At 71.8% G+C, this 23,159-nt stretch carries 29 protein-coding genes and 1 pseudogene; 18 read left to right on the top strand and 12 right to left on the bottom strand.

Translation table 11 applies throughout. The annotated features are described in order from the left end of the window. The first annotated feature begins 112 nt into the window (after nt 1-112). Nucleotides 113-1,018 carry an SDR family NAD(P)-dependent oxidoreductase gene (locus GA0070561_RS03380; protein WP_091394758.1) on the top strand — a complete coding sequence of 302 codons (906 nt, stop codon included), beginning with the start codon at nt 113-115 and terminating at the stop codon, nt 1,016-1,018. 27 nt (nt 1,019-1,045) lie between these two features. Here GA0070561_RS03380 and GA0070561_RS03375 read toward each other — a convergent pair whose 3' ends face one another. Beyond that, nucleotides 1,046-1,585, bottom strand: a complete 540-nt coding sequence (locus GA0070561_RS03375) for a DUF4190 domain-containing protein (protein WP_181545424.1) — start codon at nt 1,583-1,585, stop codon at nt 1,046-1,048. A 177-nt stretch (nt 1,586-1,762) separates the two neighbouring features. Between GA0070561_RS03375 and GA0070561_RS03370 the strand changes: the two genes are divergently transcribed. Then, nucleotides 1,763-2,959 (top strand): acyl-CoA dehydrogenase family protein, encoded by a 1,197-nt coding sequence (locus tag GA0070561_RS03370; protein ID WP_091394755.1) that lies wholly within the window; start codon nt 1,763-1,765, stop codon nt 2,957-2,959. A 109-nt stretch (nt 2,960-3,068) separates the two neighbouring features. Here the strand turns inward: GA0070561_RS03370 and GA0070561_RS03365 are convergent, their stop codons facing one another. Together GA0070561_RS03365 and GA0070561_RS03360 are read right to left on the bottom strand one after the other, a co-directional pair. Further along, nucleotides 3,069-3,476: a CoA-binding protein gene (locus GA0070561_RS03365; protein WP_091394753.1), complete on the bottom strand. Its 408-nt coding sequence runs from the start codon at nt 3,474-3,476 to the stop codon at nt 3,069-3,071. Nucleotides 3,477-3,495: 19 nt separating this feature from the next. Next, nucleotides 3,496-4,539, bottom strand: a complete 1,044-nt coding sequence (locus tag GA0070561_RS03360) for an Rv2578c family radical SAM protein (RefSeq protein ID WP_091394750.1) — start codon at nt 4,537-4,539, stop codon at nt 3,496-3,498. A 93-nt stretch (nt 4,540-4,632) separates the two neighbouring features. Between GA0070561_RS03360 and GA0070561_RS03355 the strand changes: the two genes are divergently transcribed. Then, nucleotides 4,633-5,052 (top strand): thiol-disulfide oxidoreductase DCC family protein, encoded by a 420-nt coding sequence (locus GA0070561_RS03355; protein ID WP_091394748.1) that lies wholly within the window; start codon nt 4,633-4,635, stop codon nt 5,050-5,052. On the opposite strand, the gene GA0070561_RS03350 is transcribed toward GA0070561_RS03355, so the two are convergent. From GA0070561_RS03350 to trxA, 3 genes are all read right to left on the bottom strand, one after another. After that, on the bottom strand, nt 5,016-5,975 hold the full coding sequence (locus GA0070561_RS03350; protein ID WP_091394745.1) for an HTTM domain-containing protein: 960 nt from the start codon (nt 5,973-5,975) through the stop codon (nt 5,016-5,018). The genes GA0070561_RS03355 and GA0070561_RS03350 overlap by 37 nt on opposite strands. Further along, nucleotides 5,972-6,412, bottom strand: a complete 441-nt coding sequence (locus GA0070561_RS03345) for a hypothetical protein (protein ID WP_091394742.1) — start codon at nt 6,410-6,412, stop codon at nt 5,972-5,974. Before GA0070561_RS03345 ends, GA0070561_RS03350 begins: the two co-directional genes overlap by 4 nt. A 154-nt stretch (nt 6,413-6,566) precedes the next feature. Next, nucleotides 6,567-6,929: a thioredoxin gene (gene trxA / locus GA0070561_RS03340; RefSeq protein WP_030329190.1), complete on the bottom strand. Its 363-nt coding sequence runs from the start codon at nt 6,927-6,929 to the stop codon at nt 6,567-6,569. A gap of 548 nt (nt 6,930-7,477) precedes the next feature. Here trxA and GA0070561_RS03335 point away from each other — a divergent pair. The 11 genes from GA0070561_RS03335 (at nt 7,478) to GA0070561_RS03290 (ending at nt 15,905) form a co-directional block, all read left to right on the top strand. After that, on the top strand, nt 7,478-7,993 hold the full coding sequence (locus tag GA0070561_RS03335) for a MaoC family dehydratase (protein ID WP_030486570.1): 516 nt from the start codon (nt 7,478-7,480) through the stop codon (nt 7,991-7,993). A gap of 92 nt (nt 7,994-8,085) precedes the next feature. Beyond that, a complete protein-coding gene (locus GA0070561_RS03330; RefSeq protein ID WP_181541079.1) occupies nt 8,086-8,622 on the top strand; it encodes a hypothetical protein in 537 nt (178 codons plus the stop codon). Nucleotides 8,623-8,673: 51 nt separating this feature from the next. After that, entirely contained in the window at nt 8,674-9,297 is a 624-nt protein-coding gene (locus tag GA0070561_RS03325; protein ID WP_091397287.1) for a TrmH family RNA methyltransferase, read from the top strand. Nucleotides 9,298-9,307: 10 nt separating this feature from the next. After that, a complete protein-coding gene (locus tag GA0070561_RS03320) occupies nt 9,308-10,054 on the top strand; it encodes a DUF6758 family protein (protein ID WP_341844837.1) in 747 nt (248 codons plus the stop codon). Between the two features lie 116 nt (nt 10,055-10,170). Next, nucleotides 10,171-10,329, top strand: a complete 159-nt coding sequence (locus GA0070561_RS33450) for a hypothetical protein (protein WP_007455302.1) — start codon at nt 10,171-10,173, stop codon at nt 10,327-10,329. 6 nt (nt 10,330-10,335) lie between these two features. Next, a complete protein-coding gene (locus GA0070561_RS03315; RefSeq protein ID WP_088951386.1) occupies nt 10,336-11,211 on the top strand; it encodes a PH domain-containing protein in 876 nt (291 codons plus the stop codon). A 103-nt stretch (nt 11,212-11,314) separates the two neighbouring features. Then, the gene (locus GA0070561_RS03310; RefSeq protein WP_091394736.1) at nt 11,315-12,100 is read left to right on the top strand and encodes a SigE family RNA polymerase sigma factor; all 786 of its coding nucleotides are present in this window, start codon (nt 11,315-11,317) and stop codon (nt 12,098-12,100) included. After that, nucleotides 12,097-13,359: a hypothetical protein gene (locus tag GA0070561_RS03305; RefSeq protein WP_091394734.1), complete on the top strand. Its 1,263-nt coding sequence runs from the start codon at nt 12,097-12,099 to the stop codon at nt 13,357-13,359. Before GA0070561_RS03310 ends, GA0070561_RS03305 begins: the two co-directional genes overlap by 4 nt. A gap of 53 nt (nt 13,360-13,412) precedes the next feature. After that, nucleotides 13,413-14,285, top strand: a complete 873-nt coding sequence (locus tag GA0070561_RS03300) for a PHP domain-containing protein (protein ID WP_091394732.1) — start codon at nt 13,413-13,415, stop codon at nt 14,283-14,285. A gap of 41 nt (nt 14,286-14,326) precedes the next feature. Beyond that, on the top strand, nt 14,327-14,941 hold the full coding sequence (locus GA0070561_RS03295; protein WP_091394729.1) for a MarC family protein: 615 nt from the start codon (nt 14,327-14,329) through the stop codon (nt 14,939-14,941). Nucleotides 14,942-14,954: 13 nt separating this feature from the next. Beyond that, nucleotides 14,955-15,905 (top strand): RecB family exonuclease, encoded by a 951-nt coding sequence (locus GA0070561_RS03290; RefSeq protein WP_425255879.1) that lies wholly within the window; start codon nt 14,955-14,957, stop codon nt 15,903-15,905. A gap of 21 nt (nt 15,906-15,926) precedes the next feature. Here the strand turns inward: GA0070561_RS03290 and GA0070561_RS03285 are convergent, their stop codons facing one another. Both GA0070561_RS03285 and GA0070561_RS03280 read right to left on the bottom strand, forming a co-directional pair. Continuing rightward, entirely contained in the window at nt 15,927-16,790 is an 864-nt protein-coding gene (locus GA0070561_RS03285) for an oxygenase MpaB family protein (RefSeq protein ID WP_091394723.1), read from the bottom strand. Between the two features lie 59 nt (nt 16,791-16,849). After that, a complete protein-coding gene (locus tag GA0070561_RS03280) occupies nt 16,850-17,278 on the bottom strand; it encodes a Fur family transcriptional regulator (RefSeq protein ID WP_091394719.1) in 429 nt (142 codons plus the stop codon). Nucleotides 17,279-17,479: 201 nt separating this feature from the next. On the opposite strand from GA0070561_RS03280, the gene GA0070561_RS03275 reads away from it, so the two are divergent. Beyond that, complete coding sequence (locus tag GA0070561_RS03275) at nt 17,480-17,962, top strand: DUF2231 domain-containing protein (RefSeq protein ID WP_091397283.1); 483 nt, start codon at nt 17,480-17,482, stop codon at nt 17,960-17,962. A gap of 33 nt (nt 17,963-17,995) precedes the next feature. Here the strand turns inward: GA0070561_RS03275 and GA0070561_RS03270 are convergent, their stop codons facing one another. Beyond that, complete coding sequence (locus GA0070561_RS03270) at nt 17,996-18,508, bottom strand: hypothetical protein (RefSeq protein ID WP_244166040.1); 513 nt, start codon at nt 18,506-18,508, stop codon at nt 17,996-17,998. 152 nt (nt 18,509-18,660) lie between these two features. Between GA0070561_RS03270 and GA0070561_RS03265 the strand changes: the two genes are divergently transcribed. Then, on the top strand, nt 18,661-18,843 hold the full coding sequence (locus GA0070561_RS03265; RefSeq protein WP_091397276.1) for a hypothetical protein: 183 nt from the start codon (nt 18,661-18,663) through the stop codon (nt 18,841-18,843). Between the two features lie 118 nt (nt 18,844-18,961). Here GA0070561_RS03265 and GA0070561_RS33890 read toward each other — a convergent pair whose 3' ends face one another. Then, nucleotides 18,962-19,204 (bottom strand): hypothetical protein, encoded by a 243-nt coding sequence (locus GA0070561_RS33890; RefSeq protein WP_181545422.1) that lies wholly within the window; start codon nt 19,202-19,204, stop codon nt 18,962-18,964. 384 nt (nt 19,205-19,588) lie between these two features. On the opposite strand from GA0070561_RS33890, the gene GA0070561_RS34035 reads away from it, so the two are divergent. After that, nucleotides 19,589-19,819: a hypothetical protein gene (locus GA0070561_RS34035; protein ID WP_244166112.1), complete on the top strand. Its 231-nt coding sequence runs from the start codon at nt 19,589-19,591 to the stop codon at nt 19,817-19,819. Nucleotides 19,820-19,833: 14 nt separating this feature from the next. Here the strand turns inward: GA0070561_RS34035 and GA0070561_RS34030 are convergent. Together GA0070561_RS34030 and GA0070561_RS03255 are read right to left on the bottom strand one after the other, a co-directional pair. Further along, a pseudogene (locus GA0070561_RS34030) lies at nt 19,834-20,040 on the bottom strand (FmdB family zinc ribbon protein); the annotation flags it as partial. Beyond that, nucleotides 20,037-20,714 carry a 5-formyltetrahydrofolate cyclo-ligase gene (locus GA0070561_RS03255; RefSeq protein WP_091394712.1) on the bottom strand — a complete coding sequence of 226 codons (678 nt, stop codon included), beginning with the start codon at nt 20,712-20,714 and terminating at the stop codon, nt 20,037-20,039. The gene GA0070561_RS03255 and the pseudogene GA0070561_RS34030, both read right to left, overlap by 4 nt. A gap of 85 nt (nt 20,715-20,799) precedes the next feature. Between GA0070561_RS03255 and GA0070561_RS03250 the strand changes: the two genes are divergently transcribed. Beyond that, nucleotides 20,800-23,154 carry a GGDEF domain-containing protein gene (locus GA0070561_RS03250; protein WP_091394709.1) on the top strand — a complete coding sequence of 785 codons (2,355 nt, stop codon included), beginning with the start codon at nt 20,800-20,802 and terminating at the stop codon, nt 23,152-23,154. The last annotated feature ends 5 nt before the right edge of the window (nt 23,155-23,159 follow it).

Genomic DNA, 23,159 nt, shown 5'->3' with positions numbered 1-23,159 from the left:
TCTCCGTCGGGTTGGGGTGCGGAGACAGGGTAGCCAGCGCCGCCCAAACCCGACGCCCCTGCTTCCGGGTGCCGCGTTGCTCGGGCCGGTCGTAACGGGCAGGATCCCTGACATGGCATACGACGCGCGCGCCGCGGACCGCTCCGGCAGTCGACCCCGACGGGACGTCAGCCGCCCGGGCGCTGCCCGGCGCGCCCGGACGGCCGCCCCGGCGGGTAGCCCCGGCCCCGACGAGCCGGTCGCGCTCACCGACCCGGTCACCATGCGCCTCGACGGGCGGGTCGCCCTGGTCACCGGGGCGGGCAGCCCGGACGGCATCGGGTACGCCACCGCCCGGCGACTCGCCGACCTGGGCGCGCGGGTGGCCATCGTCTCCACCACCCGACGCATTCACGAGCGGGCGACCGAGCTGGGGGTGACCGGCTTCGTCGCCGACCTGACCGACGAGTCCGAGGTCGGCGCGCTGGCCGATGCGGTCGCCGAGCAGTTGGGCGACGTCGAGGTGCTTGTCAACAACGCCGGTCTGGCCAGTCGCGCCAGCCAGGGGGTGCTGCGGCCGGTAGCCCAGCTGACCTACGACGAGTGGCGCGGTGAGATCGACCGCAACCTCTCCACCGCGTTCCTGTGCAGCCGGGCGTTCATCGGGGGGATGGCCGAGCGGGGTTGGGGTCGAATCGTCAACCTGGCGGCCACGGCCGGCCCGGTCAACGCCCTGCCCACCGAGGCCGCGTACGCCGCGGCGAAGGCCGGGGTCGTCGGGCTGACCCGGGCCCTGGCCATGGAGATGATCGCCGACGGGGTGACCGTCAACGCGGTGGCGCCCGGCACCATCTACACCGCGGCGTCCACCATGGCCGAGATCAAGCAGGGGTTGGGCACCCCGGTGGGGCGACCGGGCACACCGGACGAGGTCGCCGCGGCGATCAGCTTCCTCTGCTCGCCGGCCGCCTCGTACATCACCGGGCAGATGCTGGTGGTGGACGGCGGCAACAGCGTCCGCGAGGCCCGCTTCCGCTGACGGTGCCGGTCCGCACCGGCCCGTTCGTCAGTAGCCGCCACTGTCGCCGGTGTTGCTGAAGGCCACCAGCGCCAGCCAGCCACAGCAGGCCAGCACGGTGAGCCCGGTGAAGACGTAGCCAAGGATCAGCCCCCAGGTGGCGAGCTGGTCGCCCTCCTCGCCGCTGGTGCGGATCTGCCGCTTGGCCACGTGGCCGAGGACGGCGCCGGCCGGCGGAAAGACGAAGGCGAACACCAGCGACAGGATCGCCAGCACGTTGGTGCCCCGACCCGGCCCGGACGGCGGTGGGCCGTACTGACCGTAGGGGCCCTGCGGTGGGTACGGCGGTTGCTGGCTCCAGTGCGCCGACTGCTGCGGCCCCTGCTGGCCGTACGGCGACGGTTCACCCGCCGGTGGCCCGTACGGTGAGCGTTCCGCTGGCAGCTCGTACGCCGGCTGGTCCGGCTGCGGCGTGTACGGCGGCTGACCGGCCGGTGGTGGCGCGTACGGCGACTGGTCCTTCGGTGGCTCGTAGGGTGACGGCGGGGGCTCGTCCTCGGGCGGTCCCGACGGCGGCGGGTAGCTCACAGCTGTCCTCCTCCTGCCGGTGCCGGAAAAGTCCCTCTTGCCGGACGCTACCCGCAGCGGTGAACCTTTTCACAGCGGTTGTGTGGACTGGTCACCTTGGCCTCGTCGACCCGAGGGGCCGATACTGACCCAGCGTTCAGTTACCCATGAGTAGTGCGCGGATCCCCGGAGGCTGAGATGGCCCGACTCGCCCAGACGCCCGGCCTGACCGATGTGCAACAGTCGATCCTGGAGACCGTTCGGGACTTCGCCGACAAGGAGATCATCCCGCACGCGCAGCGGCTGGAGCACGCCGACGAGTACCCCACCGACATCCTCGACGGCATGCGCGAGATGGGGCTGTTCGGTCTCACCATCGACGAGGAGTACGGCGGCCTCGGTGAATCGCTGCTCACCTACGCGCTGGTGGTGGAGCAACTGTCCCGAGGCTGGATGTCGATCTCCGGCATCGTCAACACCCACTTCATCGTGGCGTACCTGATCTCCCAGCACGGCTCCGCCGAGCAGAAGGCCCGCCTGCTGCCGAAGATGGCCACCGGCGAGGTGCGCGGAGCGTTCTCCATGTCCGAGCCCGAGACCGGCTCCGACGTCTCGGCGATCAAGTCCCGGGCCGTCCGGGACGGCGACCGCTACGTGCTCAACGGGCAGAAGATGTGGCTCACCAACGGGGCGTACTCCTCGGTGGTGGCCACCCTGGTCAAGACCGACACCGGCGCGGAGTCCGTCTACGGCAACATGAGCACCTTCCTGCTGGAGAAGGAGCCGGGCTTCGGCGAGACCGCCCCCGGCCTCACCATCCCCGGCAAGATCGAGAAGATGGGTTACAAGGGCGTCGAGACCACCGAGATGGTGCTCGACGGCGTGACCGTGCCCGACTCCGCGATCCTCGGCGGCGCCGACCAGGTGGGCCGCGGCTTCTACCAGATGATGGACGGCATCGAGGTGGGCCGGGTCAACGTGGCCGCTCGTGCCTGCGGCATCTCCATCCGCGCCTTCGAGCTGGCCGTGAGCTACGCCCAGCAGCGCAAGACCTTCGGTCAGCCGCTGGCCAAGCACCAGGCGATCGCCTTCAAGCTCGCCGAGATGGGCACGAAGATCGAGGCCGCGCACGCCCTCATGGTCAACGCCGCCCGGCTCAAGGACGCCGGCCAGCGCAACGACGTGGAGGCCGGAATGGCCAAGCTGCTCGCGTCGGAGTACTGCGCCGAGGTCGTCCAGGAGGCGTTCCGCATCCACGGCGGCTACGGCTACTCCAAGGAGTACGAGATCGAACGGCTGATGCGGGAGGCCCCGTTCCTGCTCATCGGCGAGGGCACCTCAGAGATCCAGAAGACCATCATCTCCCGAGGCCTCCTCAAGGAATACAAGCTCTAACCGGCCCCGCCCCCCGCCCTCGCGATCTTGCACTTTCGGTTGCCCGATTGACCCTTGTGCCGGATATGCCGGGACAGTAAGTGCAAGATCGCGGGATGGGGAGGGTGGGTCAGGTCAGGCGGGTCAGGTTGGCGGCGGCGCGTTCGACGATGAGGCAGCGGTCCTCGACGTAGTCCATGCCGGCCTCCTCAGCGATCCGCCGCGCCTCGGCCGAGACGATGCCCAGTTGCAGCCAGACCGCGGGGGCGCCGATCGCCGCCGCGTCCCGGACCACCTGCACGGCGTCGGCCGCCGGTCGGAACACGTCCACCAGGTCGACGGGGTGCGGAATGTCGGCGAGGCTCTTGTAGGCCCGTTCCCCGAACAGTTCGTCGACCGTCGGGTTGACCGGGATGATGCGCCAGCCGTACTGCTGCATCTGCAACGGCACGCCGTGCGCGGCCTTGAACGGGTCGCGGGACGCGCCCACGACGGCGATCACGGCGGAATCGGCGAGGATCTGCTGAGCGGTACGCACCCGCCGACTGTAGCTCCGACTAGAGCAGTGTCAGCTGCTCCGCAGCCGGTGGCGGCGGCTCGGGCAGGCTGCGGTTGTCGCCCCGCTCCCCGCGGTGCAGCCCGTGCCGGCGGGCGGCGATCCGCACCCGCGCGGTCAACTCCCGCTGGTACGCCTGCGGGGCGTACGCACCGGCCCGGTAGAGCTCGCGGTAGCGGGGCACGAGGTGCGGGTGCTCACGGGCGAGCCAGTGCGCGTACCACTCCCGGGCGCCGGGACGCAGGTGCAGGGGCAGGGCGGTCACGCTCGTCGCACCGGCGGCGGCGATCGCCGAGACGGTGGCGTCGATCGACTCGTCGCCGTCGCTGAGGCCGGGCAGGATCGGGGCCATCAGCACGCCGACGGAGAAGCCGGCGTCGGCGAGCGCCCGGACGGCGTCGAGCCGGCGGCGTGGGTGCGGCGTGCCCGGCTCGACGGTGCGCCAGAGGTGCTCGTCGACGAACCCCACCGAGAAGGAGATGCCCACGGTGGTCACCTCGGCGGCCTCGCGCAGCAGCGGCAGGTCGCGCAGGATCAGCGTGCCCTTGGTGAGGATCGAGAACGGGTTGGCGAAGTCTCGTAGGGCACCGATGATCTGCGGCATCAGCCGGTAACGACCCTCGGCGCGCTGGTAGCAGTCCACGTTGGTGCCCATCGCCACGTGCGCGCCCCGCCAGCGCGGCGCGGCCAGCTCCCGCCGGACCAGCTCACCGGCGTTCACCTTGACGATCACCTTTCGGTCGAAGTCCGCGCCGGCGTCGAGATCGAGATAAGTGTGAGTGTTTCTCGCGAAACAGTAAGTGCAGGCATGAGAGCAGCCCCTATATGGGTTGATCGTCCACTCGAACGGGACGCGGGACTGCCCGGGAACCCGGTTGAGGATGGACTTGGCCTGCACCTCGTAGAAGGTCATCCCGGCGAACTCGGGGGTGTCGAAGGTGCGGGCGACGGCGCCGGGCAGCGCCAGCGGCAGGGGTGGCGTCGCTGGCGCTGCCCGCTCGGGGTCTCCCTCGACCGGGGGAGCGGTGAGGTTGTCCCAGCGCATGGCCATCATTCGAACACGTGTACGAGGCAAGCGCAAGTGACCCGCCGTACACCGGTGGGCGTCCGGGTGGTCGGAGAGGGGAGGATGGACGCCATGGAGACGTCGACCTTCGTCTACGACGGGGACTGCGCGTTCTGCACGAGCTGTGCGGAGTTCATCGAGCGCCGCATCCCCACCGCCGCACGGGTGGTGCCCTGGCAGTTCGCCGACCTGGACGCGCTCGGCCTCAGCGTGGCCGAGTGCGAGGAGGCCGTGCAGTGGGTCGGCGCGGACGGCTCGCGCGCGGCCGGTCCGGACGCCATCGCGAAGCTGCTCGCCGCGAGTGGTCCGCTCTGGCGGGTGGCCGGCGCCGGCCTGCGGATTCCTCCGGTACGCGTCGCGGCCTGGCCGTTGTACCGCTGGGTGGCGCGCAACCGGCACCGACTTCCCGGTGGCACGGCGGCCTGCTCCCTGCCTCAGGAGGCCCGGGAGCGGCTCTACGGCCCGACCGGTCGCCCGACCACCGGCGCCTGATCGTCCAGCGCCCGCTCCACGCCAGCTCCCACGGGGTCCTGGCCGGACGGCGCCGTGTCGGCGTCCGTCGGAGGGACATCGGTCGCCGCCTCGGAGGGGCCACGCCCGATCAGCCGGCGTGCCCAGACCAGCGGGCGCACCCGCTCCAGCGGCAGGAAGCTTCCCATCGCGGCCAGGTGCGGCGCGAACGAGATCGTGATGGTCGCGATGGTGACCGCGTGGAACGAGTAGAAGAAGCCGACCATGGCGAGTCGCCAGCGGGGCGGCAGGAAGAAGACCATCGGGCTCAGCAGCTCGAACGCCACGATGCCGAACTGGGCGACGATCAGCAGGTACGGCACCTGGGCGATGAGGTCTGCCAGGTCGGTGCCGCGTCGGATGATCGCGCGCGCCAGGACCGAGCCGGTCAGCCAGTCCAGGCCGCCGAAGCGCAGCTTGGCGAAGGCGGCCAGGAAGTACGTGCAGATCACCGCGATCTGGGTGACGCGTAGCGCCCAGCCGCCGGCCTCGGTGCGGGTGGTGTCGCCGTGTCGGGCGCGACCGGCGGTGGGCAGCACTGCCAGTGCGACGAGCAGCCCGAACCGGTCGTGGTCGACCTTCCCGTAGCTCATCGCGATGATCATCCACTCGAGGTACAGCGCGCACACCGCCCAGCCGAGCAGCCGGGGCGCTCGTCCGGTGGCGGCGAGGAGGGCGAGCAGCAGCAACGCCCAGAAGATCACCGTCACCAGCGTCTCGGTTGGCGTCGGCAGTGGGAGCAGGCGGCCGATCAGGAGTGGCTGGTACAGGTCGCCGGGCACGCTGACCCGGGTGCGTACCCAGGGGGTGAAGATCACCAGGTCGGCGGCGACGAACAGGTAGATCAGGGTGCGGAAGGCGGCCACCCGGCCCCGGGGTACGGCCTCGGTCAGCCAGCGGTTCATCGGGTGGCCTGCCAGCGGACGACGGTCTGGTCGGTGTGTTGGCCGGTCGGCCGGCCGGCGCGGATGCCGTGCCAGCGGATGACGATGCGGACCTCGACCAGCGCGGGGGCGTCCGGGTGGCGTTCGGCGTACGCGTCGGCGACCTCGGTGAGCAGCGTCGGGTCGGCGGCGTATCGGGCCTGCTGTCCCTCGATCTCGGCGCGGCGGATGCCTGTCGCGTTCTGGTCGAGGTCGACCACCGCCCCGGAGCTGTTCACCCCCTCGACGCGGGTGTCGGGCGCGGGTGCGTTCGGCGGGTTGGAGGTGGAGTACATCCGGAACGGGCCGAACGGGAAGTCGTCGTCGCTGCCCCAGAAGGTGCCGACGACGAGCAGGACGAGGCCGAGTGCGGTCGCGCCCAGCCGGGTCACGCGCCCGCGGGTGGTCAGGTTCTCCATCGGGTCGTGACGATACGGGATGTACCGACGGCCTCGGGTCCCTCCGACGGCCAGTTCGGCCTGACCAGGCAGGTGATCATGCGGGAGTTGGTGGGGGTACGACGAAGGCCGGGCCCGCATCGGGCCCGGCCTCGCGTGTCGTCGTGGGGACGACTCAGTGGTTGTGCTCGGCCAGCTGCTTGCGGACGTCGTCCATGTCCAGCGCCTCGACCTGCTCGATCAGGTTCTCCAGCGCGGACTCGGGAAGAGCGCCCGGCTGGGCGAAGACGATGACGCCGTCACGGATCGCCATGATCGTCGGGATCGAGCGAATGTCGAACTTCGCGCCCAGCTCCTGCTGAGCCTCCGTGTCGACCTTGCCGAAGACGATGTTCTGGTGCTTCTCCGAGGAGCGCTCGTAGACCGGGGCGAACCGCTTGCACGGACCACACCAGTCGGCCCAGAAGTCGACCAGGACGATGCCGTCGTTGCCGGTCACCTCGTCGAAGTTCGCCGAGGTCAGCTCAACGGTTGCCATTGCACTCTCCGATCACCGCGGTTTATCTACGTCCCGTAGAACCAGGGCTGACCGTATCGAATTCCCGGGGGGTGGGGCACGAAACGTGCCCGGGGCTGCCGGGCGGTGCCGCGGGTCATCGATGCACGTCTGTTCACACCCGACCTGCGGAACGCAAGTGCATGACGCACTTGCGTGACCTGCGGTAATGGGAGCGTTTCCAGGGAGATCCACGCGATTGAGCACTACGAATCGGTAACTTGGGCCTTGACAAGGAGGTATCCGGCCTGCGGAGATCGCTGATCAACCTTCACTTCGTCACGCTCCGTAGTGTTACAAAAAGATAAATGTGACCGCGATCTCTGTTGAACCTACGTAGGCGTAGGGCAGAATTCCTCACATCAGAGCGTGGGCGGCGGGTGCCGGGGAGGGCCCCGCCGCTCATTGCGTCTCCCCCCAGGCGAGTGACCGGTGTGACATTTCCGCCGCCGTCGCGCCCCGCCGGTCGCCTTAACCATCGGTAAGGCATGCTGTGCCGAACTCCATCGCCGCCCGTCGAAGGGACCAGCATGCAGTTCGGTCGCTACTACGAGGAGTTCGAGGTCGGCGCGGTCTACCGGCACTGGCCGGGCAAGACCGTCACCGAGTACGACGACCACCTCTTCTGCCTGCTCACCATGAACCACCACCCGCTGCACATGGACGCGCACTACGCCGCGACGGCGAGCCAGTTCAAGCGCAACGTCGTGGTCGGCAACTACATCTACTCGCTGCTGCTCGGGATGTCCGTGCCCGATGTGAGTGGCAAGGCGATCGCCAACCTGGAGGTCGAGTCGCTGCGGCACGTCGCGCCGACCTTCCACGGCGACACCATCTACGGCGAGACCACGGTGCTGGACAAGCGCGAGTCCGGCTCGAAACCCGACCGGGGCGTGGTGTCGGTGGAGACCCGCGGCTACAACCAGGACGGCACGATGGTCTGCGTCTTCCGGCGCAAGGTCATGGTCCCCAAGCGGGAGTACGCGGCCGCCGCGGTGCCCGACGGAGTGGATCCGGAGCGGCCCAGCTTCCCCGAGCCGCGCTGACAGTCGCGGCGGGCTCGACCGTCGACGAACACCGGGCTCCTTCCCCACAGCGGGTCTGCTGGGGAAGGGGCCCTGTGCCCGTCGCGGGGCATATGCTGACGCCGGAGGTTCCGATGAGCCACTCCGTAGCGGGAGAGCCGTCCTCTGCCGGCCGCCGAGCCGCACCCTTGACCACCGCTGTCTATTCCGCCGCCGAGTGGGATCTGCTCACCAGCCTGCCCGGTCGGGTTCTCGTTGCCGCCGCGGCAGCCGGTCCTGGCCGGACGGAGCGTGGAGTGATGGCCGGCCTGGCCGGCCTGGATGCCGTGGCCGCGGGCCGAGCCTCCGACAGCGACCTGGTCCGTGCGGTGGTCGCCACGATCTACGCCCGCCACGACGGCACCCCGCAACCCGCCGAGCGGCTCACCGACCTGGTGGACCTGCTGGCCGCCTGCCGAGCGGCGAGCCGGGTCCTCCGGCGACGGGCCGACCCCGCCGACTCGGCCGCGTACCGCCAGTGGGTGCAGTCGGTCGCGGCCCGGGTCTGTCGCGCGGTGCCCGGCACCGGCGCGCGCCGGGTGGACCCGCCGGCCAGCCCGGCGGACCGGCGCTTCCTGGACCGGCTCGGTGCCGCCCTCGACCTGGGCTGACCGGCAGGTCGTCGCGGCGGGCGCCGACGCGGTCCGTACCCTCTGATGACCGTGACCGACGACCAGCTTGAGGTGGGCGTGGGCCCCTGGCCGGGGGACCCACCGGACGACCCCCGTTACGACCCGCAACTGCTGGCGGAGGGGGACCGGCGCAACGTCGTCGACCGCTACCGCTACTGGCGGCACGAGGCGATCGTCGCCGACCTGGACCGGCACCGGCACGGCTTCCACGTCGCGATCGAGAACTGGCAGCACGACTTCAACATCGGCACTGTGGTGCGCAACGCCAACGCGTTCAACGCCGCCGAGGTGCACATCGTCGGACGGCGACGGTGGAACCGGCGCGGCGCGATGGTGACCGATCGGTACCAGCACGTACGGCACCACGAGACGATCGAGGAGTTCGTCGCCTGGGCGGCCGAGCGGCAGCTGCCGGTGTTCGGCATCGACAACCTGCCCGGGTCGCGTCCGCTGGAGACCGGCACCCTGCCGCGGGACTGCGTGCTGCTGTTCGGCCAGGAGGGGCCCGGCCTCTCCGCGCCGGCCCGTGCCGCCTGCGACCAGCTCTACTCCATCGCCCAGTACGGCTCGACGAGGTCGATCAACGCGGGCGTGGCCAGCGGAATCGCCATGCACGCCTGGATCCGTGCGCACGCCGGTACGCCGCCGGACTGACCCACGTACGGTGCCGAATCGGACGTTCCGGCTTGACGTGCCGGCGGTCCGGGGAGACGGTGGGGATGTGAGTGTCGCGGTGAGTTGTCCGAGATGCGGGGGCCCGGTACGGGCGCCGGATCTGATGAACACCGACTCGAGGTGTGTGCGCTGCGGCCCGGTGCCGCCGTTGCACGTGCCCGAGCACATCGGAGCGGACATCGTGGCGAGCGTGGTGGAACGGATCACCGCGACCGGCGATCCGCCGGTGACGCCGTTGTGGTGCCCGTGGCCGCTGCCGCCCGGTTGGACACTCACCGGCGTGGCGTACGCCGGGGACGACCGGACGGGCGTGCGGGCGACAGTGGTGGCCTGCGCGGGCCCGGCGCCGCTCGGTGGTGGTCCGGCCGATCTGGTCTTCGTGGCCGAGGAACCCGGTGTCGGCCTGGGCACCCGGCTCGCCGGTCTGGCCGGCCCGGATCCGGGACCGGAGTTGGTGGACGCGCTGACCGACCCGGGGTCGGGTCACCCTGACCACGTCGGACAGGCGAAGATCAAGGTCGGCGGGCACCCTACTCCACTGTGGTTGGTGAATTCACCGACGGATCGAAGCGCGTACGCCGGCGAGGCTCGGGGAATGTGGCTCCATGCGATAGCCTGGCCGGCGAGTGCGGGTCACCTGCTCGCGGAAGACGTCGTGCTACACGACCTGACCGAGTGGACTCCGCCCGAACTCGTGTACGGCGCACCGTCCCCGTATCTACCTGGTAGAGCTTGACAACTCTTCCGGATTGACGGAGAACGGACGCAGATATTCACTGTACGACACCACACTGATACTCTGGGTGCCGCTGCGGTAATGGGACCCGGCGCCGCGCGAGAGGATGGCCCGCCATGGTCAAGAAGGTCCTCACCTGGGCCGGAATCGCATTCTTGATCTTCTTCGTCGCCTACCGGCCAAACTCTGCGGCGGACGTGTTCAAGTCGCTCGGCGGCGGGATCATGGATATCGCCCAGGGGTTTGGCGACTTCTTCACCAGCCTCGTCGCCTAGCCGCCGATGGGCAGCCCCTCCGGTCCACCCTTCGACCCGGACGACCCCGACCGGGAACGTCGCGAGCGAGACACCGAGCCGATCCCGCGGATCGGGCCTGATGACGGCCCGGGCTACGGGGCCGGTCCCGGCCTGTCCGACGGTCCGTCCCTTTCGGACGACGTCGGCTATGGCGACGGGCCCGGCTATGCCGGCCAGGGTCGTTCCGGTCGGGGGTGGATCCGTGATCCGGAGGCCAGCTACCAGCCGCCGCAGATCTCCGAGGACGAGCTGGCCGGGTTGCGCGCCGACGCGACCGGCTCGACCCCTCGGCGGGTGCTGCCCCTGGAAGACGAGCCCAGTTCGTTGGTGGCTCGCTATCTCTTCCCCACCGAGCGCTACCGGGGCGAGTGGAAGCGACACTGGATCCACCTCACCAACCCGCTGTTGATCGGCGTAGCGGCGACCTTCGTGCTCGGCTATCTCTCCGGCTTCCTCGCCGGCCAGGACGTCGGCGCGTTGACCACCATCGCCGTGCTGCTGTGGTTCGCGGTGATGGGCTGGGTGGCGTGGAAGGTCGCCGACTGGTGGTATGACCGGTTCATCCTGACCAACAAGCGGGTCATGGTGGTCAACGGCATCGTCACCCGCAAGGTGGCGATGATGCCGCTGGTCCGGGTCACCGACATGAAGTACGAGCAGACCCCGACCGGCCGAGCGCTCAACTACGGCACCTTCGTGCTGGAGTCCGCCGGCCAGGAGCAGGCGCTTCGCGAGATCAAGAATCTGCCCAACCCGAACGAGCTCTACCTGCGCGTCGTCGAGGAGATGTACGAGCCTCAGGCCGTCGAGGCGCGGCTCGGCAAGGAGGCCGACGAGGCCAAGGCCGACGACGGGGCGTGAAGGTTTTCGACCGAACATCGGAGCAAGTGCGCACCTTTCGTCATGGACCAGAGCGCCCCTGACGTGGCACTCTGCCAGGACGGCGGGGGTGTGGAGGTGGGCGGTGGCGAGCAGAGACTCGTTGGAGGAGCAGTTCCGCGAGTTCGTCGCGGCCCGCTCCGCCGCGCTCCTACGCACCGCTTATCTGCTCACCGGCGACTGGGCCACGGCCGAGGACCTGCTCCAGACGGCGCTGACCAAGACCTACCTCGCGTGGAAGCGGCTCGGCGGAATCGAGGCGGTCGAGCCGTACGCCCGGCGTGTGATGGTCAACACGTCGACCAGTTGGTGGCGGCGGCGCTGGCACGGCGAACGCCCGACCGAGGTCCTGCCCGAACGGGCCGGCGTCGACGAGATCGAGCAGCAACTTGACCGTGACCTGCTCTGGCGGCACCTGCGGGAGTTGCCCAACCGGCAGCGGGCAGTGCTGGTGCTGCGCTACTACGAGGACATGTCGGAGGCGCAGACCGCCGCGATGCTGGACATCTCACCGGGCACGGTGAAGAGCCAGGCGTCCCGGGCGCTCGCCACGCTGCGTCGGCGACTGGGCGCGGACGCACCGGAGCTCGCGGCCGCCGCCGGGATCGCCGGCCGGTCGGCCGCTACCGCCGGTGCAGGGGTCGCGTCGTCCGGTGCCGCCGGCCGGGCGACGGGCTCGGGTTCCCGGACCGGGCGAGGCCCGGCGACCGGTGCCGCTGCCACACCCCGTCCCGAACGGGCGGTTGGCCGACCCGTGCCCCGCCCGGCCGCTCCGCGCCCCGCCGTGCCGAGTGCGATCACCCCGCAGGTCGTGCTGCCCACCGCCCCGGCGGCCGTGCCCGTCGGCACGGGCTCCGGGGAACAGCAGTGAGTCAGTTCCCAGGCCGGCGCGACAACCTGACGGACGGTCCGCAGCGTTCATACCAGGTGCGGCCGGACGAGCTGGAAGGTGCGGTGCGGGAGACACTCTCGCACCAGGTCGCCGTTGCCCGCCCACTGAGCGTCGATCCGGCCGGCCAGGCCATCCGCCGCGCGAACCGCATCCGGCGTCGACGCAGCGCCGCCGGCCTCGCCCTCGCGGCGGTCACCACAGTGCTGCTCAGCGCCGGCATGGCCCAGCTCGGTGCCGAGACCAGGCGGGACGGCTCACCCATCGTCGTGATCGGCGACCCGGACCCGACCAACCGACCGCTCCCGACGGCCAGCGTTCCCGGCTCGGCCCCCTCGCCCAGGACGTCGACCTCTCTTCTCTACAGCGAGACGCTGGTCAACGCCGACGGGCGGCGGCTGGTGCTGCCCGACGTCGGGCCGGCCGAACACGTCCAGCCGCTGCCCAGCGGTGGCGGTTGGCTGGTGGTCGGCGCGCCGAGCACCGCAGGACGCTCCCTGTGGGTGGTGCAGGACGACGGCCTTGTGCAGGTGGTGCTGGCCGGTGCCGGTGCGATCGTCCTGGCCCCGGACAGCCTCCAGGTCGCCTGGCGCGACGGGGACGATCTCCTGGTGGCGGGCGTGGTCGGCACCCAGCTCATCGGGGCGGTGCGCACCCCGGTGCCGGCGGCTGCGGAGCCCGTCCGGTTCGTCGCTGACAGCGTGCTGGTCCGGCTCGACCCGGCCAGCGCCGGTCACACCCTCTGGCGGCCCGGTGCGGGGCCACTGCCCGACGCCCTCGACCGCAAGAGCCTCAACGTCTACGGGCAGCTGCCCGACGGGCGGCTCGTCGGGCAGGTCACCACGACCGATCCGGGCCGGACCTGCCTCGCCATCCTCACCCCGGCACGTCACCTGGACCCGGTACGCACCGGCTGCGGTCCAGACCTGAGCCGGGACGGCATCGGCGGGGTCTCGCCGGACGGGCGATGGTTGCTGGTCAACGGTGGGAGCGGCACCGCCGATCGGTCCCTGCTGGTCGACCTGCAGCGGCTCGGGCCGGGTGCGACAGCCGTTGCGGCCGGGCCGCCGATGACCGGGGCGGTCGTGTGGAGCGACGAGACAGAGGCCTCCTACCTCGACGGCACCGGCGAACTGGTCCGGGTCGACGTCGGCCAGGTGCGGGCGGGGAAGCCCGCCAGCCCCGCTGCGGTTCCCGGCGTGCCGGCCGGAGAGCGGCCGATCCTGGTGCAGGGCTTCTGACCCCGGGTGGCCCATGTGAGCCGGGCTCGCTGTTTCCTCGGTAACGTCGGGCGGTGACCTCGCGTACCGGCTCCGCCCCCCGGATCGACCTGCACGCCCACTCGACGGCCAGCGACGGCACGCTGACCCCGGCCGGGCTGGTCGGCGCGGCCTTCGACGCCGGGCTGGACGTGCTGGCGATCACCGACCACGACACCACGGCCGGCTGGGCGCCGGCCGTGGGCGCACTGCGGCCAGGTCTGCGTCTGGTCCGGGGTGCCGAGTTGTCGTGTCGCTGGTCCGGCGCGCAGCCGGCGGTGCCGCTGCACCTGCTCGCGTACCTGTTCGACCCGGACCACCCGGAGTTGGTGGCCGAGCTGGCGCGGGTACGGGCCGCCCGGGAAGAGCGTGGCGAACGGATGGTCGGCCTCCTGCGGGCCGACGGCATCGACGTGAACTGGCCGGACATCCTGGCCGGCGCGGGTGGCGGCACCGTGGGACGTCCGCACATCGCGCAGGCACTCATCCGCGCCGGCCTGGTCGACAGCGTCCGGGAGGCGTTCGGCCCGGACTGGCTGGGCGAGCGGTACCGGCTGCCCAAGGAGGACATCGACGTGTTCCGGGCCGTTCGACTGGTCCGGGAGGCCGGAGGCGTGCCGGTCTTCGCCCACCCGCGAGCCACCCGACGCGGCCGGGTGGTGCCCGACGAGCTGATCGCCGAGCTGGCCGCCGCCGGGCTCGCCGGGCTCGAAACGGACCACGAGGACCACAGCCCGGCCGAGCGGGAACACGTGCGGGCGCTCGCCGCCGAGCTGGGTCTGCTCGTCACCGGCTCCTCGGATTTTCACGGCACCCACAAGACCGTCCAACTCGGCGCTTTCAGCACCAGCGTCGAGGCGTACGAGCGGATCGTCGCCGAGGGGGTGACCGAGGTCGCTTCGGGCTGATCCGGGTATTTCGCCCATCGTGGCGCGGCTAGGTTGATCACGTGGATCTGAAGCTGTTCGGCGAGGTTTTCGTGACCCTGCTGGTGATCACCGACCCGCCGGGCATGATGCCGATCTTCCTGGCGCTGACCGGCCCGCTGCCCGCCCGTGATCGCAACCGGGCAGCCTGGCAGGCCGTCGCGTTGGCGCTCGGCGTCATCGTGATCTTCGCGGTGGCGGGGCAGACCCTGCTCGACTACCTGCACGTGGACCTGCCGGCGTTGCAGGCGGCCGGTGGGCTGCTGCTCGTGCTAGTCGCTCTGGAGCTGTTGACCGGCAAGGCCGACGACCCGAGCCAGCAGGTCACCTCCAACATCGCGCTGGTGCCGCTGGGCACGCCGTTGCTGGCCGGCCCGGGCGCCATCGTGGCCACCATGCTCTTCGTCCAGCAGGCCGACGGGCTGGGAGAGTTCAGCGCCATCGCCGTGGCGATCCTCGCCGTGATGGTCGCCGTCTGGATCGTCCTGCGCTTCTCCGGCGGCATCGTGAAGATCCTCCGGCCGGGCGGGATCGAGGTGCTGACCCGGATCGCCGGCCTGCTGCTGGCCGCGATCGCCGTGCAGCTCATCGCCGACGCGGTGGCCGCCTTCGTCACGCAGTACGTGAACATGGCCTGACGGCACGCGCGCGATGTCGGAGGTGGATGGCAGGATCGCAGGCGTGCGACGATCCTCATCAGCGGGGCGGCCGGCCGCCGGCGGCCGGGCCCCGCGGCAGCGCGCCGGCGACGCCGAGCAGCTCGGCTTCGAGGGCATGCCGGAGCGGCTGTTCGTCTGCACCCCGAGCAAGCTCGGCGCGTACGCGGACTGCCCGCGTCGCTACCGCTACTCCTACGTCGACCGGCCCGCCCCACCCAAGGGCCCGCCGTGGGCGCACAACTCGCTCGGCGCCAGCGTGCACACGGCCCTGAAGAACTGGTATGCGCTGCCAGCCGACCGGCGGCGTCCCGAGGCGCTGGCCACGCTGCTCAAGGGCACCTGGGTCCGCGAGGGCTACCGCGACGATGAGCAGGAGCGGGCCGCCTACCGGCGGGCGTTGGGATGGCTGGAGGCGTACGTCGAGACGCTGGAGCCGGACTCCGACCCGCTCGGCGTGGAGCGGGTGGTGGCGGTCAAGACCGCGGTGTTGGCGTTCAACGGTCGCGCCGACCGGATCGACTCGCGGCCCGGCCCGGAGGGGCCGGAGCTGGTCATCGTTGACTACAAGACCGGCCGCACCGGGCTGGACACCGACGACGCCCGGGGCTCGCAGGCGCTGGCGCTCTACGCGTACGCCGCCGAGCGGGTGTTCCGTCGGCCGTGCCGCCGGGTGGAGCTGCACCACCTGCCGACCGGCACGGTCGCCGGCCACGACCACACCGTCGAGTCGCTGGCCCGACAACTGACCCGCGCGGAAGAGACAGCCCGCGACATCATGGCCGCCGAGCGGGCAGTCGCCGACGGCGCCGACGCGGACGAGGCTTTCCCGGTGGCACCCAGCCCGCGCTGTGGCTGGTGCGACTTCCGGCGGCACTGCCCGACGGGCGCGCAGGCCCCGGGCAAGGAGCCGTGGGCGGCCATGGACCGGCCCGCCGACGGCTGATCGCCCCTGCCGAGGGTCGGGTCAGCCGGCCAGCGAGGCGGCGGCGTGCCGCGCGGCCCGCTCCTTGGCTGCCTGTATCAACGGCCCTTCCAGGTAGCGGCGGGGGACGGCGGCGAACGCGAGCCGCAGCGCGCGCACTGTCAGGTCCGCCGACAGCGCGGTGGTCGGTAGACCGAGACCTCCGTACATCCGGCGTGCCCATGTCGGCAGCAGCGCGAACGCGGTGCTGGCGATCCCCAGGTACGCCCAGCGTGGCGGGCCCAGAGTGAGCCCCAACCGGACCGGCAGGCTGAGCTTCCACGGCAGCGGCGGGGCGGTGAGGAACACCGCCGTCTCGGCGGCCTCCCGGGTCATCCGCAACTGTGGCCGTACCGCCTCGTAGTAGTCCGCGACCTCGGCGGCGGTCCCCGGGACGGTGGCCGGGTCCAGGCCGACCAGGGCGGCGGCGCGGCGCTGCTCGGTGTAGTAGCCGTCCACCTCGTCGTCGCTCAGCGGCAGCCCGGCGCGTCGGGCCGTGCTCAAAAACGACTCGACCTCGGTCACGTGCACCCAGAGCAGCAGGTCCGGTTCGTCGATCCGGAACTGCTCACCGGTGAGCGTGTCGGTGGCCCGCAGCCGGTCGTGCACGCGGCGCAGCCGGGCCCCGGCGGCCTCCGCCTCGGCGGTGGTCCCGTAGACGGTGGTCGCCACGTAGGTAGCGGTGCGGAGCAGTCGGCCCCAGGCGTCGGTGCGGTAGTTGCTGTTCTGCGCGACCCCGGCCATGGCCCGGGGGTGCAACGCCTGGAGGTAGAGCGAGCGCAGGCCGGCGACGATCAGGATCGGCTCCTCGTGCACCTTCCACGTGACCGAACCCGGACCGAAAAGGCCGAGGTCATCGGAGTCCACCGCACAAGAGTGCCACGGTCGGGCCGCCCTCGCCGGTCACGTGCCGCCGGTGCCGCTGGTCAGACGTCGGCGGAGCGGCGGGCCCGGCAGCCCGGGCAGAGGCCCCAGAAGGTCACTTCGGCCTCGTCCACCTCGAACCCGTGTGCGCCGTTCGGCTCCAGGCACGGGGCGCTGCCCACCGCGCAGTCGATGTCGGCAATCTCGCCGCAGCCCCGGCAGACCACGTGGTGGTGGTTGTCGCCCACCCGCGCCTCATAGCGGGCGGGACTGCCCGCCGGCTCGATCCGGCGTGACAGCCCGGCCCGGGACAGCGCGCCCAGCACGTCGTAGACCGCCTGGGTGGAGACCGAGTCGAGGCGTTCGCGAACCCGCCGGGTGATCTCGTCGACCTCCAGGTGGCCGCCGCCGGCCAGCACGTCGAGCACCGCGAGACGTGGCCGCGTGACACGCAGGCCCCTCGACCGCAGCAGCTCCTCGGCACCGGACATTGGCCAATGACAACACGCCCGACCCGCATCGACAACCGTCGCCCGCTCCGGGTGGCCACCGACACAGCCAGGCAAGATCGGGAGTACGGCCCAGAGGATGAACCCGATCGACGTGGCGCGCGTGTCACCGGTCGAGAGCCTGGGGACGATCGGCGGACCATAGGCTGACCACTCCTGACCATGATCCACCTGGAGGGTTCGATGTTCGAGGAGATCCTGGGTCTACCGGTGCACGTCCTGGTAATCCACGCGGTCGTCGTGTTCGTGCCGCTGCTGGCGGTGCTGGCCATCGCGTACGTGGGGCTACCGCGGTGGCGGCACCGGCTGGACTGGGCGCTGGGCCTCCTCGCCGTGGCCGCGCCGGTGACCGCCTACGTCGCGGTCAAGTCGGGTGAGGCACTCACCGATGCGCTGGTGGCCCGGGGCTTCCAGGGGCCGATCCTCGATCAGATCTTCGAGCACTCCCGATACGGTGACATCCTGTTACGCGTCGTGGTGCCGCTCGGGATCGTGGCCATCCTGCTGCTCGTGGCGACAAGTGGGCACCCCCGGGTGCCGCAACTGCCCGCGCTGGTCATCCCGGTGCTGGCGGTAGCGGCCGTGGGGCTTTCCATTGCCGCCCTGGTCTACGTCTACCTGACGGGCCACTCCGGTGCCGAGACGGTTTGGGGCACCACCCTCTGAGCTGCTGCCCGCTGCTGCTGCCCGGGGGTGGCATCAGAAGATGACTCGCGAGCAGAGCAGACAGAGCAGTACCAGAAGCACCACGCCGGCCGCAGCGCCGAAGCCGTAGGTGACCCGCTGCGAGCGCTGCTCGGCCGCGTCCAGGTCGGCCATGTCCTGCGGTGGCAGCTGTCGCGGCGGCGCCGGCTGCAGATGTACGGGTGGACGCCAACCCGCCGGCGGCGGCACGCTCGGTGGCGGGCCGGAGTACCCGCTGGCAGTGCCGCCCGTTGGCGCTGGCCCGGTCGGCCCGGCCGGTGGCGGGCCGGGGTGTCCGCTGGCAGTACCGCCCGTTGGCGCTGGACCGGCCGGCGGCGGGCCGTCGTTCTCGCTGGCAGTACCGCCCGTCGATGCCGGGCTGGCCTGCTCGTCCTGCGGTGGGTCGGTGGGCCCGGTCGGTGGTGTGGTCGCGGGCGCGGCGGGAGGTTGGTCCGCCACCGCGTCGTCACCGGTGTCGGGCCGTCGCCAGTAGTCGTCCGGGGTGCTGCCACCGCTGGGGGTCGTCACGCCGTCCGACGCTACCAACGCGACCGGCGGCCCGGTCGCTTCTGGCCGGCGCGCCCACGGTCGGCGGTCCGGCCGGCCTGGCCGGCTCTGGCCGGAGTGGGCACCGCCGATGGCCCGGTCCACCGTCGTCGGCTGCGCTAGTCTTGCCGCTCGTGAGCACCGAGGACCCCGGCACGCACGGCGCACGTGGAGACGATGACCGCGCCGTCGACCTGAGCGAAGACTTCGTGGTGCTGCCCGAGCAGACCTCTGACGACACCGACCGTGGTTGGGGCGAGCGGTCGGGCGGCAACGACGACTGGCTGCTCGCCGAACGCCCCCCGCACTGGGAGTGACCCCGGGTGGCTCGGCCAGACCCTCACGACCTCGATCCGTCATTCGACCGCGCGATGACCGGGCAGGACGGCTTCGTGCGGAACCTGCCCCGTCGTGTCGTACCCGTCGGTGAGCGGGTCAGCCCCCTCCGGTTCGGGCCCCCGCTGACGGCGGTGGAGTCTGTGGTGGCGGGGTTCGGTCTGCCACCGATGGTGAGTCGGAGGGCACGACGGCCGGCGGGCATCCGGCCGGGGTGTGCAGGACCGCGGCGGCCAGGCCGAGCAGCGCGGCGACCAGACCGGCCCGGAGCAGGGTGCGCCCGCCGGGCGCAGTGAGCTGGCGCAGCGGGCGCAACGCCCGCGCGGAATCCGGATCGACCATCGCCTCTGCCGCCTCCCGTCCCCGAGCGCCGCAGTGGCACCCGCGTACGGGAGGCTAGGCAGTTCCGGCCGCCTCGGCCGACCCGCAGCCGACGCCTGTGGACAACCGCCCGGCCTGTGGAAAACGCGCATCCGTCGGCACGATTTGCTATGGCAGCCGCCTTGATCGACTCAAGATCAAGGAATCTGGGCGGTCAGGGCGACGGAGACAGGCCGACTTCCTGAAACCCGAGTGGATCAAGACAAACCCGAGTGGATCAAGACCAATCGGTGGGCCGGTCGGGTCTGGTGGGAAGTCGGGTCGTCGGCACCGCGAGGAGGGGCTGACCTCCCGAGTTGATCGAGGCCCGACCCGTGGTGGGGTCGGGCCTTCGGCGATCAGGTCGTGGAACTGGCCGCCGCCGCCTTGCCGCCGCCCGATCCACCCGAGGACGACCCGGAAGACGAGCCCGAGGAGGACGACGAGCCCGAGGACGACCCGGACGAGGACGAGGACCCCGAAGAGGACGACGAGGACGACGAGCTGTCACTGGAGGACGACTCGGACTTCGCCGGCTTGGTGGCCGTGCCGCCGGCGGTCGTCTCGGAGCCGGAAGCCCGGGAGTCGGTGCGGTAGAAGCCCGAACCCTTGAAGACGATGCCGACCGAGTTGAAGACCTTGCGCAGCCGCCCCTGACACGCCGGGCACTCGGTCAACGGCTCGTCAGAGAAGGACTGCACCGCCTCGAGCTGCTGACCGCACGTGGTGCAGGCGTACTGGTACGTGGGCACGTTCTCCTCCGGATCTGGGCTCCGCCAGTTGGCACTCGACGTATTCGAGTGCCAATGGTGCGTCATTCGCCCCGGGTTCGTCCAGCAGACGTGTGGGGCGCGACACCGTGCGCCGCTCCCGGGCCGCCGTCAAGCGTACGCACCCCGTCGGCGGGAGTGACCACCGCGCGCACCCGACGGTCGTGGGGCTCCGCCGGCAGCGCCTCGACCAGCTCACCGTCGTGCAGCGGTACCACCGTCAGGGCCGCATCGGGTACCCGGGCGAGTGCGCGGTCGTACGAGCCGCCGCCGCGCCCGAGCCGCCGACCGTGGCGGTCGACCGCGAGAGCCGGTACGACAACGAGTTCCGCGTGCGCCACCGCGGTCACCCCGAGACGGACACCGACCGGTTCGCGGATACCCCGTCCCGCCGCGATCAAGGCATCCGGCCCGGTATACGCCGCCCAGTCCAGATCCAGGTCGGCGAGGAGCACCGGCAGCAGCAACTCGGCGTCCGCCGGCAGCGCCGCCCGCAGCACCTTGGGCAGGTCGGCGCCGCCCGGTTCGGAGCCGACCGGCACGTACGCCGTCATCCGGTGCGGGCGCAGCCGGCGTACCAGGGTGACCAGCTCGGCCTGCACGCGCCCGGCGGCGGATGCCCGGGTGGCGGCGGGCAGCGACCGGCGGCGAGCGAGCAGTTCCACGCGGGTGTCCCGCTTCGCCATCCGGGTCACTTCCGCTTCATCAGAAAATTCCGGCACGCAACACTCCTGACGCAACGCCTCTCCCACGGTTGCACTGTGTCAGCATCGCAAGCAACGGAGGCGGAACTTCCGGGGGGACCGAGTGACGCTACGCGGGCGGTTGACGGCAGCCTTCCTCGTAGTGGTGCTCGGGCCGGTCCTGCTCGGCGCGCTCTTCGTCGCCTCTACCCTCGCGGCGGTCGACCGCAGCCGCTCCACCGAGCGCCTGGCGGTGGCGGCGTCCACCGTTCGTACCTCGGTCGACGCACTCTGCCAGCAGCTACGCGCCACCGCCGACGCGGTGGCGCTCACCGCCGATCCGGCCGTCGCCGCCGCGCAACTGGTCGGCCGGGGACTGGCCGCCGCGGTGCTGATCACCGACGTGGCCGGCCAGGTCACCTACATCTCGCCCGGTGCTCCGTCGACCCCGTGGCAGGACTGCGCCGGCTCGGCCGAGGGCACGAACGGGGGCTCGAACCGAGGCTCGGCCGGCCCGGTCCGTGCGTTGGCCGCCCAGGTCGACCTGCACGATCGCGCCGGCACCCGGCTGGGCACGGTGACCGCCGCGCAACTGGTCGACCCGGCCTTCGTGGCCCGACTGGCGGCGGTGACCGGGGTGGCGGTCACCCTGCTCGACAGTGGGGCGAGCGCCGCGCGGGTCACCCACACGACCGAGTCCCGTGACGTCCGCGACGCGGTGCTGGCCGCCGCCGTCGGCGTTCGGGGCGAGCAGGTCACCGAGACCAACGAGGGCCGGTACGTGCGCAGGCTCGGGCCCTCCGACGCGCAGCCGCTGCCACTGGTGCTCTCCGTGCCCAGTGAACGGCCACCGGGGCTGCACGCCACGCTGCTCGGGGTGGTCGTGCTGGCCGGGCTGCTCGCCGTGCTGACCGCCTGGCGGCTGGCCCGGGTGACCACCCGGCCGCTGGCGGAGCTGGCCGGTGCGGTCGACCGGGTGGCCCAGGGTGACCTGACCGCCCGGGTGCCGGTACGCAGTCGCGACGAGTTGGGACGGTTGGCCGCCGCGTTCAACCGGATGACCCGGGAGACCGGCTCCTACGTCGCGGCGTTGACCAGCAACCGGGACCAGCTGCGCGGGCACCTCGCGGTGCTCGGCGACACCCTGGCCAGCACGCACGACCTGCAACGCATCCTGCGGGTGATCCTGCGCAGTGCCATCGGGGCCACCGGCGCGCGTGCCGGTGCCGTGCTGTTGGTGGAGACCGGCGGGGTGCTCGTCGCGCAGTGCACCGAGGGGCTGGACGGGCGCTGGCCGGCCGAGGAGGCGGACGGGTCGCAGACGCTCCGGGTGCCGGTCGGCGTCGGCGTGGTCGGTGAGGTCGCCGCCACCGGGGAACCGCAGCGGGGCAGGACGGAGTCGACCGAGGCGCCAACGGGTGAGCCACGCTGCCGCACCTACGTCGCGGTTCCGTTCGCCGCCCCGGCCGGCGGTGCCACGGCCACCCTCGGCGGACCCTCGGGGTCGGTCGACGAGGCGGGCGCGGCGGCCGCGCTCGGCGTGCTGGCCCTCTACGACCGGCTGGGCGCCGACGAGTTCGACGACGACGACCTGGCCACCCTGCGCACCTTCGCCGGTCACGCGGCCGTGGCGGTGGACAACGTGCGGGTGCACGAGGAGGCGCAGCGGCTCTCCCTCACCGACCCGCTCACCGGGCTGTGGAACTACCGCTACCTGCGCGAGTCGATCCGGCGGGAGGTGGAACGGGCCAGCCGCTTCGGGCGGATGCTCAGCGTCCTCGCGTTGGACCTGGACCGGTTCAAGGACGTCAACGACACCTACGGGCACGCAGCGGGGGACACCGTCCTGGCCGAGTTCGCCCGGCGGGTGCGCGGGGAGATCCGTGAGGTCGACCTGGCCTTCCGCCAGGGTGGTGAGGAGTTCGTGCTGCTGCTGCCGGAGACCGACGCGCGGGGCGCGGCGATCGTGGCGGAGCGCCTCGGCGCGGCGGTGCGCGACACGCCCATCGCCGTCGAGGCGTACGCCGGGCCGGTCCTGGTGACCGTGTCGGTGGGCATCGCCGTCTTCCCGGACCACGGCAGCACCGGGCGGGAGGTGCTGGAGGCCGCCGACGACGCGCTCTACGCGGCCAAGGCGGCGGGCCGCGACACGTACCGGGTCGCCGAGGTGCGCTCGGATCTGCCGACCCGGGAGATTCCGGTGCTCGCGTGTGCGGTGAGCCCACCCGACGGGCTGCCGCGCGCCGGCCAGCCGGTGCAGGCCAGCCGGGAGCCGGGCGGGCCCGCCCGGTCCGACCCGGCGGCGGGCGTACCGGAATCATCGCTGGCGGGCCCGGCGCACGCCCGACCGGATTCGGCCGACGACACGCCGGACAGCGCGACGGGCGCGGCGCGGGCCGGCCCGGACGCGGCGCGGCCGGGGCCGGGTGGCGGCGCGTCTTCTGGGCCACACCCGCCGCGGCAGAGCCGTGGCCGATAGTCTCG

Origin of the sequence: Micromonospora saelicesensis, assembly GCF_900091575.1 — a bacterium.
In the GTDB taxonomy this organism is placed as follows: domain Bacteria; phylum Actinomycetota; class Actinomycetes; order Mycobacteriales; family Micromonosporaceae; genus Micromonospora; species Micromonospora saelicesensis.
This window is presented reverse-complemented; position numbering and strand designations above follow the sequence as displayed.